Origin of the sequence: Niabella pedocola (genome assembly GCF_021044425.1) — a bacterium.
GTDB lineage: Bacteria > Bacteroidota > Bacteroidia > Chitinophagales > Chitinophagaceae > Niabella > Niabella pedocola.
Genome location: NZ_JAJNEC010000006.1, coordinates 21,684 through 34,316, shown reverse-complemented (window position 1 = coordinate 34,316; position 12,633 = coordinate 21,684). Strand labels below are relative to the sequence as shown.

General features: G+C 47.1%; 12 protein-coding genes. 4 read left to right on the top strand and 8 right to left on the bottom strand.

The annotated features are described in order from the left end of the window. Positions 1 to 121: 121 nt before the first annotated feature. The 6 genes from LQ567_RS19595 to LQ567_RS19575 all read right to left on the bottom strand — a co-directional run bounded on the left by LQ567_RS19595 (position 122) and on the right by LQ567_RS19575 (position 3,752). Positions 122 to 1,012, bottom strand: coding sequence for an LpxL/LpxP family acyltransferase (locus LQ567_RS19595; RefSeq protein WP_231007386.1), 891 nt, complete (start codon positions 1,010 to 1,012; stop codon positions 122 to 124). Positions 1,013 to 1,035: 23 nt separating this feature from the next. Next, positions 1,036 to 1,332 (bottom strand): type II toxin-antitoxin system RelE/ParE family toxin, encoded by a 297-nt coding sequence (locus LQ567_RS26325; protein WP_394800413.1) that lies wholly within the window; start codon positions 1,330 to 1,332, stop codon positions 1,036 to 1,038. Next, the gene (locus LQ567_RS19590) at positions 1,314 to 1,484 is read right to left on the bottom strand and encodes a hypothetical protein (protein ID WP_231007384.1); all 171 of its coding nucleotides are present in this window, start codon (positions 1,482 to 1,484) and stop codon (positions 1,314 to 1,316) included. Before LQ567_RS19590 ends, LQ567_RS26325 begins: the two co-directional genes overlap by 19 nt. A 165-nt stretch (positions 1,485 to 1,649) precedes the next feature. Then, positions 1,650 to 1,901, bottom strand: coding sequence for a phosphopantetheine-binding protein (locus LQ567_RS19585; RefSeq protein WP_231007382.1), 252 nt, complete (start codon positions 1,899 to 1,901; stop codon positions 1,650 to 1,652). 18 nt (positions 1,902 to 1,919) lie between these two features. Further along, positions 1,920 to 3,137: a beta-ketoacyl-[acyl-carrier-protein] synthase family protein gene (locus LQ567_RS19580; protein ID WP_231007380.1), complete on the bottom strand. Its 1,218-nt coding sequence runs from the start codon at positions 3,135 to 3,137 to the stop codon at positions 1,920 to 1,922. A gap of 99 nt (positions 3,138 to 3,236) precedes the next feature. Further along, positions 3,237 to 3,752, bottom strand: coding sequence for a DUF2911 domain-containing protein (locus tag LQ567_RS19575; protein WP_231007378.1), 516 nt, complete (start codon positions 3,750 to 3,752; stop codon positions 3,237 to 3,239). 398 nt (positions 3,753 to 4,150) lie between these two features. Here LQ567_RS19575 and LQ567_RS19570 point away from each other — a divergent pair, with 398 nt between their 5' ends. The 3 genes from LQ567_RS19570 (at position 4,151) to LQ567_RS19560 (ending at position 7,029) form a co-directional block, all read left to right on the top strand. Next, positions 4,151 to 5,512, top strand: a complete 1,362-nt coding sequence (locus LQ567_RS19570; RefSeq protein WP_231007376.1) for a S8 family peptidase — start codon at positions 4,151 to 4,153, stop codon at positions 5,510 to 5,512. A 245-nt stretch (positions 5,513 to 5,757) separates the two neighbouring features. Then, positions 5,758 to 6,723: an energy transducer TonB gene (locus tag LQ567_RS19565; RefSeq protein WP_231007375.1), complete on the top strand. Its 966-nt coding sequence runs from the start codon at positions 5,758 to 5,760 to the stop codon at positions 6,721 to 6,723. 123 nt (positions 6,724 to 6,846) lie between these two features. Then, positions 6,847 to 7,029: a hypothetical protein gene (locus tag LQ567_RS19560; RefSeq protein WP_231007372.1), complete on the top strand. Its 183-nt coding sequence runs from the start codon at positions 6,847 to 6,849 to the stop codon at positions 7,027 to 7,029. 61 nt (positions 7,030 to 7,090) lie between these two features. Here LQ567_RS19560 and LQ567_RS19555 read toward each other — a convergent pair whose 3' ends face one another. Both LQ567_RS19555 and LQ567_RS19550 read right to left on the bottom strand, forming a co-directional pair. Then, a complete protein-coding gene (locus tag LQ567_RS19555) occupies positions 7,091 to 8,809 on the bottom strand; it encodes a M3 family oligoendopeptidase (RefSeq protein ID WP_231007371.1) in 1,719 nt (572 codons plus the stop codon). Between the two features lie 147 nt (positions 8,810 to 8,956). Continuing rightward, positions 8,957 to 9,523, bottom strand: coding sequence for a DUF5606 family protein (locus LQ567_RS19550; protein WP_231007369.1), 567 nt, complete (start codon positions 9,521 to 9,523; stop codon positions 8,957 to 8,959). 200 nt (positions 9,524 to 9,723) lie between these two features. Here LQ567_RS19550 and LQ567_RS19545 point away from each other — a divergent pair, with 200 nt between their 5' ends. After that, complete coding sequence (locus tag LQ567_RS19545; RefSeq protein WP_231007368.1) at positions 9,724 to 12,618, top strand: TonB-dependent receptor; 2,895 nt, start codon at positions 9,724 to 9,726, stop codon at positions 12,616 to 12,618. The last annotated feature ends 15 nt before the right edge of the window (positions 12,619 to 12,633 follow it).

Here is a 12,633-nt window from a genome sequence, read left to right as displayed (position 1 = left end):
ATTACAGAATCTTTGGTTTGCAACAGGAGTTTTTCTCCCGGTTGTTATTTGTATGGGATCAATCGTCATTCCGGGTTCATGAAAGGGAAAATACAGCCGTGGCAGCGAAAATACCGGCTGTTTATGACGGGGTTTCATCCCAAAACGGGTAATAGTTATACCATTGATCGGGATAACGCTTTACTTTTCCGGTCATTTGCTCCACAAAATCGGCCAGGATGGCCTCCGGGCCGGCTTTTTCGGGATGATGGCGGTATACGGTGGCCGGGGTTGCAAAAAAATGATAATGTTTGTGCGATTCCTTCAATGCAAACACAAATGAAACGGGCACCGGCAGTTTTGATGCGATGGTGAAGGGGCCTGCGGGAAACCGGGCCGGAGCGCCGAGAAAAGAAGTGCTTAATGTTTTATTGCCTTCCAAAAACCGGTCGGAGTGCATGCAAACCAGCTCATTGTTGTTCAGCGCTTCCATGATCTCGTACATATGCGCTATATTATCCCGGATGACGATGATCCGTGCATTGCGCTCGCCGGTAACCCCATCCAGGTATTCCTTTATTTGCTGGTGCTCCCCGTCATACATTACAATATTGATCCGCGTATTCAGCCGTTTAAGGAGATGGCCGGCAATTTCCCAGTTGCCGATATGAGCGCTTAGCAGCAAGCCGCCTTTCCCGGCTGCTACCATTTCCCGCAGGTGTTCTTCTCCATCAAAGTCGAAAGAGAACCGGTTGCGGATGCCGCTCATCATAACGATGCGGTCTATAAGGGCCTGCCCAAACCAGCAATAATTGCGGTAACGGAGCCGGATGGCCTTGAAGCCGGAATACCCCAACCGCTTGTGCAGGTAATATTTTATAGCCCGGTTGGCCCGGGTGCTGAATAAAAAATAGTAAAAGGCTACAAACCGCAGCAGGAAATAGGCCGGCGCCGGGCCTCCTGCCTTCAGCAGACCGATAAAGATGCTATAGCCCAGTTTATTTCCCTTGGAGCTTCCGTCCCAGTTTGCCATTGAATCGGATTGTATTTGTGCTGCTAGATAAGCATTTTAAACGAAACAATGTCGCAGATGACAATTTCGCTTGTATGATTTAAGTATGCAATTACGTATTTCTTTTTATAAGAAACACACCGATAATTCAGATCCGCCCACCGATTATAACTACAGGGCTTATGAACCACCCTTTTATCTGCAAGTTTTTCAACAAAGGAGAAAATATCGTTAACAAATTTTTTGGCAGTCTGGGGCAGTCCTTTAGATTCAATAAAATAGGCTATTTCCGCAATCGTAGTGGCCGCAGTCTCTAAAATCCTTACTTCTCTTTTGACCACTTGTCAATCAGTTTATGAGCCAGTTTTCTTCCTTCTACCAGTGAAAGTTTTTTTGCAGAAGCCGTTTTTTGGGCAGCCAAAAGCTCCAGCTTCTCAAACTTTTTTTCTTCAATAACAACAAACTTTTTTTTATCGATGATCAAGGTACCCATAATGCGTCCTTTTCGTAAAAATAACCATTTTTTGAACAAGCCTAAAATCTCCAGAAAGGTTTTATTTCTGAGTTAACATGCCGACCCCTGCACAGGTGTGCAAGCGAGCGTGGCAACAAAGCTGCCCTTTGTACCGCGGCCGGTGTCAAAAAATAAAACAAAGCGTTAGGCCGCCTCTTTTTTCTGAATCTGTGCGTGTATATAGTTATAGAAGTCGTTGAAGGTGACCAGCGGTAGAAAATCGCCGGGTTGCACCTTAAAATGAAAGTTACTTTCCAGGGCCACCACCAGATCAATATAATCCAGGCTGTCCAGGTCCAATACCTCTTTGAGACTTGCCTCCGGCGTTATCAGATCCGCATCGGCCTCGAATTCATCTACCAAAAATGCATTGGTCGTATTTATTATTTTCTCCATGCTTAGCATTAGCTCAAATTACCACTTTTTTACAATGAGGGTAGAGTTGGTTCCCCCAAACCCGAATGAATTGGACAAAAATACATCTATATTTTTATTCGTTGTATTTTTTACAATATTTAGGGCTGCGGTATCTGCATCCGGGTTTTCAAAATTGATATTGGGTGCCATAAATCCGTGTTCCATCATAATGCTGGAGTACACAATTTCGCTGGCTCCTGCCATCCAGCATTCGTGGCCGGTCATTGATTTTGTGGAACTTACCGGTGTATTACAACCCTGGAACACCTCCGCAAGGGCTTTGGCCTCGCTGGCGTCGCCGGCGGGGGTGCTGGTAGCGTGGGCGTTGATGTAATCAATAACACCGGGATCCACCCCGGCATCGTTCAGTGCCATCCGCAGCGATTTTGCAGGTCCTGCCACCGTAGGATTGGAAATATGCTCCCCGTTGGAAGAAAATCCGTAACCGATCACCTCCCCCAGTATGGTAGCGCCTCTTTTTTGTGCAGACTCCAGGCTTTCCAGGATCACCGTGGCCGCGCCGCCGCTGGGAATGAGGCCATCGCGGTCTTTGTCGAAAGGCCGGGATGCCTTTTCAGGTGCCTCTTCCTTTACCGAGAAGGCACCCAGCGCATCGAAGGTACCCATAGACAGGTGGTTGATCTCCTGCGCACCACCGGTAACCACACAATCCTGCAACCCCATTTTTATAAGGATGTAGGCCAACCCAATGGCGTGTGAACCACTGGCACAGGCGGCGCTTACCGTTAAATTGATGCCTTTTAATTTAAAAATGGTAGCCAGGTTCATGGTTACCGTAGAATTCAGTGTTTGAAATACCGCAGCCGATCCTACCAGCATGGTATCTTTTTTTTCGCGGATCAGGTCGGTGGATTCGATGACGGCCTTTGCGGAGCTGTCGTTTCCATAAAGAATGCCCGGCTCTAACCGCGCCAGGTCTTCCTCGGAAAGACCCGCTTCCTGCAATGCCTCAATGGTAGCCATATAGGCATATTCACCCTCCTCCGGAAGCATGATGCGGGAACGCCGGTCCAGCAATCCTTTTAATGAAGGACGCTCTACAAAACCGGTCAGGGCAGACCGGTATCCAAATGCTTTGCGAACGGGATCGAATATGATCCCCGACTTCCCCTGGTACAAGGAATCTTTTACTTCTGCAAGGTTCTTGCCAATGCAGGAGTAAATTCCACGACCTGTTATCACCACTCTGTTCATTCGTGCAAATTTAACGGGAAAATACATTTATGCAGGTCACTAAAAAGGGTTACACCCAAACGGGCTAACCCTCTAGTATGATCGTTTATGAACCGTACGTTATTTTACAGTAAACCCGGCCTCATGATCGCCCCATAAAAGGGAAACCTGGCCATTGTCGCCAATCGTATAGGTCAATGCCTCCGCAAATTTTTCGGGCTTTTTACTCTTTACCGTAACCCGCAGGGCATCATCTGCCTCATTGTATTCGGTTCCCCACTGATCCCATTTTTTACTGAAGATAAAGGTCCAGTCGCCATTTCCGGTTAATACGTGCAACCCGTATTTGCCGGCAGGCAATGGTTTCCCGTTAATGGTTGCATCTTTGCTCAATTCAAAAAGCGTGGTTTTATTGGCTCCGGCACGCCATACTTTTCCGTCTGTAGGTTCCACATCTTTACCGATGGTACGTCCTTTTACAGATGGCTGACTGTAATTGATGGAAACGGTTACACCCGATTTGACCGTTTTTGAAACCGATGCCGGTGGACTGGCCGGTTTTTTCTTTTCACCATTCTGGGCAGATACGCCGATAACCAGGCAGATGCCCGCTAAAAAAAATAATAGTTTTTTCATATAACCCTTTTTTAAAATTTGCATAAACAAGCGTGCCGATCCTCAGTCTTCTTATGTTCTTTTACTGTGTTTAGTGGGGTCTTGCGAACCCGGAACATAGATTTAGGGGGCGAATATCCGGTACTGCATTGCCTCAAAGCCGCCACCATCACGACCGCCTGATAAAGATAACGAAAATCAACTCCATTGTATAAAAAAAGCAGCCGCTCCGTTTTCTTCTATCAACAACAAACCGCCGACGGTTTATAAGCGCCCCTTTAGCAAGCATTGGCCCCAAAATTTAAATGACACTGCCGCGGAACAATTTTATAAATGTCATATTTTGTTAATACTTTCGCACTGATCCGGGAGTATTTCCCCAATGCTCCGGCCCTTTATAAACTTTTAAACTCTAAACCATGATGATCAGAGAATCATTCAAACTCACCGTGGGTTTATGCCTCGGTTTGTGCCTGTACAGTTGTCAAAAAAACGAAGTAAATTCCGGTGATCCATTGTCCTCATCCGCTGCAAGCACCCCCCGGCGCCTTACCGCATCCGGCTTAGCCGAAGATTATGTGCCCGGCCAACTGCTGGTGAAGTTCAAAGACGGAACACCCGCCCAAAATAAGGCGGCAATTTTTACGAAACTTAAAGGAAAACAAAAAGGGAAAGCCCATCCAAAATCCATCCCCGGCTTTGAAGATGCCGGTGAGGTTGACCTCATTGAAACCGCATCGGATCCGCTTGCTGCCATTGATGCGGTAAAGAATGCCCCGGAGATCGATTTTATTGAACCCAATTATATTTACCACACGGCAGATGTACCGAATGATCCTTATTACACCGATGCGCAATGGAATATGCAGGCCGGCGGATACGGATGCCAGGCCAGCACCGCCTGGAATAATCATAAAACAGGTGCAGGCAATGTGTACGTTGGTGTAATTGATCAGGGATATATGTATCAGCACGACGACCTGAAGCACAATGCGGGCGTTAACCCCGGCGAAATTCCGGGCAATGGGATCGATGATGATAACAATGGTTATATCGACGATGTGTACGGCTGGAACTTTTACAATAACAACGCCACGGTATATACCGGAGGCGATTTCCACGGCACCCATGTTGCAGGCATCATCGGGGCCGAGGGCGGCAATGGTATCGGCGTGGCAGGCGTGGTTTGGAATGTAAAACTTCTTGGTGCAAAATTTATTGAAGGCAATACCGGCACAGCGTTTAGTGCGGCCCTGGCTATCGACTATTTTATTGCCTTAAAGACCAGGCAAAAACTGAATATTGTGGCCATCTGCTGTTCCTGGGAAGGCAATGTAAGTTCCAAAAACCTGGAAGCGGCTGTTCGAAGAGCCGGCAAGGCGGGAATCCTTATTGTTGCTGCCGCCGGCAACAGCGCCAGCAATAATGACAAAACCGCTGTGTATCCGGCCAACTATAAAACCGAAAATGTAATTGCCGTTGCATCTATCGGCCGGAATGGCAATCTTTCCTATTTCTCAAATTATGGTGCAAAGACGGTTGATATTGCCGCACCGGGCGAATCGATCGTTTCCACCTACCTGAACAATAGCTATGCGGCATTGAGCGGTACGTCTATGGCCGCTCCGCATGTGGCAGGTGCAGCAGCGCTCTATGCCGCTGCGCATCCCGGCGCCAGCATGAAAGAAATAAGAGCGGCGATTATCAACGCCGCGATTCCCACGCCCTCACTGTCCGGCAAATGCATTACGGGAGGCCGGTTGGATATTAGTAAGTTTTAAACGGAAGCTTTAATTGCTTAAAAAGGCTGTAGCAAAATCTTCACTTTTGCTACAGCCTTTTTATTGCCCCTTAAGCTACTGTCCTGTTGCGTTTTTGTAAAACACAAACCGTCCGGAATATTTCAGGGCAGCATGGCCTGTATTTTTTTAAAGATCTTTGTAACCATTGTCCGTCCGTATGTAGAATGTTTTATATTTGATATACGAATCAAAACGTTTCACAACTTATTTCAAACACGTTCGGTATGAAAACCATCCTTCCTGCTTTTTTGATGCTGATGCTGTCGCTTTCCGCAAATGGCCAGATCAAACGGTACACCTATTATTTTGACGCCAGCCTGGCTCCCGCTCAAAAAGAAAAGGCCTTTATATACGGCAAGGGCGTAAAACAGGACTCGGCGGTATGGGTCGATTTTTTTTTAATACCCAATGACCAAAAAATATTTTCCGCCTCCTATACCGATTCTTCTTTAAATATATTGCATGGGAAAAGCATCGATTACCACAAGAATGGCCGCGTTCAGCTGGTAAAGCGTTATAGATACAATGTACAGGATGGACTTACACAAAAATGGGACGACAGAGGCCGACAGACCGACTCCATACTGTACACCGGCGGAGCCGCTGTTTTTAAAAAGCAATTCCGGTATTTTAAAGAAAATACCGTCCTCAATGAGATCATTACAGACAGCATCCTAAATACTCTTGAGGATATCAGCTACGACACAACCGGCCGAAAAATCCGGGCAGTTATTTTCTCCGGAAATACCGGGGTCGAAAAGATCTATCATCCCGATGGTACCGTTACCAACGGCGACAGCCTTTACACCCGGGAAGACAAAGATGCCAGCTTTCCTGGTGGCCCAAAAGCCTGGGCCTCTTATCTCACCCGGACGCTGGATGGCTCCCGTCCTGTGCGGGCTGGTGCTCCCGAGGGCCAATATAAAGTCGTTGTTCAATTTATTGTCAACAAAGATGGAACCCTGCTGGATATAAAAGCGCTGAGTACCAACGGCTATGGTATGGAAGACGAAGCCCTTCGCGTGATCCGGAATTCAGGGAAATGGAATCCCGCCATGCAATATGGCCGGTTGGTTAAAGCCTACCGCAGGCAGCCCATTACATTTTCCATCTCCAAGGGTACATTAACTTCGGATAGAAATATCTTACAGCCGTCCAGGCGATCTTCCCAGGCGCCTTCAATCTGGTAAGACACTCAGCGAGCACATCGTTTTATAGCTCTTTTAACAGCTCGGGGTATTGGAGGTGTTAAACTTTTTTTGTTGTTTTTATTCCAATAACTGTATCCGCTTTATTGATTAAAACAATGTTCTATGAAAGCTTTTAAAACAGTTATTGGGGCTGCGCTGTTTGCGCTGTTCCTTTCAGGCTTTGCTTCCTGCACTGTAAGTGCCTATTCCCGCGCTCCGCGGCACCGTGTATGGGTGCCCGGCCATTGGTCGCCCGGCTACCATGGTTATAAACACTGGACCCGGGGCCATTATGAATACCGTTAAACAGAAGATAAAAAAGCGCCTTCTGCAGAAGGCGCTTTTTTATCTTCAAGACGATTATTATTTACAGGCTGTCCAGTTCGCCTTTTACAAACTCCATCAATCCTTTGATGTGGTCGGGAGATAGATCAAATCTTAATCCTGCCGCTTCAAAAAGCTGGGGCAATGGGCGGGTTCCGCCCAGGCTTAGCGCCTGTATATAGTGATCCAGGGCTTGTGTTTTGTCTTTTTTATATTGTTGCCAGAGGCCGATCGCACCCAGTTGAGCAATACCGTATTCGATATAGTAAAAAGGCACTTCATATAAATGCAGCTGTCGCTGCCAGTTGAAGTTCCGGTAATCTTCAAGTCCGCTGGTATCCAGTGTTTGCGGCGTAAAGGAGGCCAGTATGGTTTGCCATGCAGCCAGCCGCTCTTCACGGGTATGTGTGGGATGCTCGTAGATCCAGTGCTGGAACTGATCGATCGTTGCAATCCAGGGGAAGATGGTCAATACCCGCTCCAGTTGCTGCTCGTGCGCCCGTTTCAGTTCTCCGGGAGTTTTAAAAAATTCGGTCCAGTGTTCCATGCTGAACAATTCCATACTCATGCTGGCCACTTCAGCGATCTCGGTCGGGTATTCTTTAAAAGCCGATAATTTCAGCGGGTGCGTTAAAAAAGAATGAATGGCATGACCGCCTTCATGTACCATCGTGGTTACATCGTCCATGGTGCCGGCTGCATTCATAAATATAAAAGGAGCGCCGGTTTCCGCCAGGGGACAGTTGTATCCGCCCGGAGCTTTTCCTTTACGGCTTTCCAGGTCGAGCCGGCCCATTTCATTCATCTTCCGTAAACAATCTCCAAAAAAGGGATTCAGCTCATTAAAACAATGGATGGCTTTTTCCACCAGCTCACTGCCGGTATTAAAGGGACGCAGGGGCTCGGTACCCGCAGGTTCCGCATCAATATCCCAGGGCCGCAGCACATCCAGGCCCAGCTTTTCTTTTTTCTGCTGATAGATCTTATCCACCAGTGGCAATACATGTTGCTTCACCGCTTCGTGAAACTGGAAGCAGTTCTCCTTGCTGTAATCAAACCGGCCCAGTTCGGCAAACCGGTAATCCCGGTAATTTTCAAACCCCGCATTCAGTGCTACCTGGTGGCGCTTTTTTAAAAGTGCATCAAAAAGATCATCCAGGGCGTCCTTATCCTGCAGGCGCCGGTCACCGATCTTGCGGTATACACTTTCCCGCAACGCCCGGTCCGGACTTTCCAGGAATTTGGCTGCCTGTTGCAGCGTGTATTCCTGGTCGTTTACGGTAACGGTCATTTTTCCCGCAATGGCACCAAACTGCTGTGCCTCTACGGCCAGCTCCGATTGTAAGGGGATATTTTCTTCCCGGAACAGCTCAATGTTTTTCTTCACATTCCGGAGGTATGTAAAGTACTCCGGCGCGGTGAGCTCATTTGAAAGCGGGCTTTCAATCAGCTTCCGGTTCAGCTGGTCTGCATAGGGCTGCATTTTAGGTTGAATCTCTGTCATAAAAAAGGTAAAGGATTCCGCCAGTGCCGTGTCTGTCGTATCACGGGTCATATTGATCTGGCGCCAGCAGGCCTCCTCACTTACCACGGCCTCCAGTTCACTGATATCCTGCAACCACTGATCCAGGGCTTCTTGGTCTGCTAATTCCCGTCCCGCCAGGTCTTTAAAATACGGCTCCAACGTTGACCATTCTGTTATTTTAAAGTTTGCCGGTAAAAATTGTCTGTGTAAGGGTTGAATATTTGCGTCTAATTTCATGTTGATCATTTTTCAATTGCGCTGTTCAGGATAGCTGGGCAGCAAAAGCTACCCGGAGCAGCAATATACTTTATAAAATGCAAACCTCATAAAACAATACGCCCCCGCTACAGCGGGGGCGGTAGTTATTATAAAATGCGGTGCTGATTAATCTTCTTTCTTTTTAGCAGCCTTTTTTGCAGCAGCCTTCTTGGCCGGTGCTTTTTTTACGGGCTCTCCCTCTGTTGCGGCGGCTTCCTGGGTCTTCGCTGCTGATTTTTTGGCCGGTGCCGGGGTTTCTTTCACTTCCGGTGCCGGAGTTTCTTCTTCGGCAGCCGCTTCTTCTTCAGCTTCGGTTAACTTTACTTCAATGTTGTTCTTTTGCAGGAGATCAAACCACTTTACGATCTTCTTCATATCAGAGGTATATACCCGGTCAAAATCCATATCAGGATATACTTTCTGAAAATACGCCTTGATCGCCTTATCATCTTTTACGTCTGGCAACGCCGTGCCATCAGCCTTCATGGCATTGAACACCTCCGCCAGGTTTACATTATCCCGGATCGTATAAATTTCAATGCTTTCCAGGTGTGAAAACTGGTGAATGCGGGAAGACGCAAATTTGGTTGTTTTGTCGTTCAGGGAGCGAACAATGGCTCCGTCATTTTTACTGCTGATCAGCTCAAATAAGCCCGATAATCCACTAACTGCAACTAACTTATTATACTCCATGGTCATTTTTTAAGAGCCGCAAGATAAATGACTTTTTTTAAGAATATGCCTAAATACGCTTATTTATACGATTCTTTTCCTGCATAAAAGAAAAAAGCAGTATACAAGTCATTATTTATCAATATTTTTAGTGTATATCCGGGACCCTAACCGAAAGTTTGAACCTTTTTCATCGTCCAATGAGCTTTATACCCTTTTTTATGAAGCATATCGCACTATTATTTGTACTTGTGATAACAGGAATTGCTACGAACGGGCAATCGATAAGAGGCACTTTGATGGACCCTGTGGAGGGGTCTACCGTAAGCGGGGCCACCGTTCAACTGCAAAATGCGGCCGATTCATCTATAAAAGCATCGGCTCTTTCAGATAAAGAAGGGAAGTTCAGTTTTGTCAATCTCAGCCTTGGCGCCTATATCTTAAAGGCCACCTCCATTGGCTTTGAAACCCTCGAAAAAGAAATTACACTTTCAGACACCCTGCGGGATGCAGATCTGGGGGATGTATATATTCCCAAAAAAACCACTACCCTGGAAGGTGTGGTTATTGTAGCTTCTGCGCCTGCCGTAACTCAAAAGGGGGATACTACCCAATTCAGCGCCAGCCAGTACAAAACCAATCCGGATGCCACGGTTGAAGATCTTATAAAGAAAATGCCGGGGATTACGGTAGACCGCAGCGGGAGCGTAACGGCCCAGGGCGAAGCCGTAAAAAAGGTAACGGTTGATGGTAAAGACTTTTTTGGTGATGATGCGACGATGGCACTGCGAAACCTTCCTTCCGAAGTGGTGGATAAAATACAGGTTTTTGACCGGTTGAGCGATCAGGCTCAGCTGACCGGTTTTGACGATGGGAATTCCCAGAAGTCCATTAACATCGTTACAAAATCCGGCATCCGGAACGGCCAGTTCGGGCGTATTTATGCAGGGTATGGCACAGATAGCCGGTATACGGCCGGCGGTAACACAAGCTTGTTTAATGGTAGCCGGCGGATCTCCATCGTGGGGAATTTTAATAATATCAACCAGCAAAACTTTGCCCAGCAGGATCTGCTGGGTGTTACCTCAAGCGGCGGACGCGGCGGTGGAAGAGGCGGCGGCGGGGGTGGCGGTTACCGCGGAGGTGGAAACGGGGGTGATTTTATGGTTGGCCTTACACCCGGTATCAGTAAAACAAATGCCTTTGGCGTGAACTACGGCGATAAATGGGGCAAAAAAATTGATGTAGCTGCCAGTTATTTCTTCAACAACCAATATTCTACCAATGAATCTGAAACCAATACACAATACCTGACCAACTCCAGGTTTGTAAACAGTAAAAATTTTAATACGGCAAATAACAATAACCATCGCTTTAATATGCGCCTGGAGTATAAGATCGATTCCAGCAACTCCATTTATTTTATACCCAGCCTGAGCTTCCAGAATAACAGTTCTAATACGCAATCAGAAACACATACCTACCTCCAACCAGACGGGGGAAGCGTTGACTCTCTGAATAATGCAAACGGATATTCCAGTTCCAACCGGAACGGGTTCAACATCAACAATAACCTGATGTACCGCCACTCCTTTGCCAAACCGGGCAGGACCTTCTCCATCGGCCTCCAAACCTCGCACAGCAAGAACGACGGTACGTCTTTCAATTATAATATGCTGAACTATTATGATTCCGGAACCCGCCTGGACTCACTCGTAAACCAGTTCCGCGATAATAATACGAACGGCAGCCAGTACCGGGCCCGAGCCACCTACACTGAACCAGCAGGCAAACAAGGAATGTTCCAGTTTGAATACAGCTACCAGGTACAAAAAAACAAAGCGGATCAGGAAACCTTCGACTACGACGGAAACGGATATAATGATTTTAACCAGCTTCAATCCAACAAATTTGATAATACAATAAAAACCAATACCGGGGAAGTGGATTATCGGTTGGGCAAAAGCAGGGATAACCAGTTTTCTGTAGGTGTGAATTTTGAAAACACCTTGTTGCAAAGCATGCGGACATATCCTACCACCTCAACCGTGAATCAAACCTTTAACACGATCCTGCCCAATCTCCGTTGGATGAAAAAGATCGGAAGATTCAGCAATATACGGGTGTTCTACCGCATGCGAAACGACTTTCCCAGCATCAACCAGTTGCAGGATGTAGTGGACGCCAGTAATGCACTAAGCATCAGCAGCGGTAATCCGGAGTTGAAGCAAACCACAACCAACTGGGGATCTGCAAGATATTCTTATACAAATACCCGCAACAACCAGAGCTTTTTTCTGAACGTATTCGGACAACTGTCCAATAATTATATTACTACCGCCACCTATTTCCCGATGCAGGACTCTGTTATCAACGGGGTTGAGGTCAAGAAAGGCGCCCAGTTCAGCAAACCGGTAAATATGAACGGATACAAAAATCTCAACACCTTCTTAACATACAGCCTGCCTCTGAAACCTATAAAATCGAACCTGAACATCAACACCGGGTATACCTACCAGGAAGCGCCCGGCATGATCGATTACCAAAGCACCCGTACAACCAACCAGGGCATTTCTGCCGGTTTGGTATTGGGTAGCAATATCAGCGAATATGTGGATTTCAGTTTATCCTATAATACACAGTTCAACAATACCACCAGCACTGATCAGCGCACTACAGCCAACCGCTATGTTACCCAAACAGGGGGTTTCTTTGCAAACCTTCTTTCGAAGAGCGGCTGGTTCCTGCAAAATGACCTTTCTTACCAGAATTATTCCGGCCTCACGGCTGGCATGAACCAGTCGTTCTGGTTGTGGAACGCAGGTATCGGTAAAAAATTCCTGAAAAAACAGGCGGGTGAACTGAAGCTTTCCGTTTTTGACCTCCTGAATCAAAATCAGAGCATTTCCAGGACAGTAAATGCCAATTATATTACTGATGCCCGTAACATGGTATTGCGCCAATATTTTATGCTCACCTTTACCTACAGCCTGCGCAATTTTGGCAAGGGTAAGACACCGGCCCGTGAGGAAGGCGGCGAGCACAGAAGAGAATGGCAGGGAGGCCCTCCCGGTATGATGCGTGGTGGCGGACGGCCCGGCGGTCCAATGTTTTAACGGGTACTATCCTTT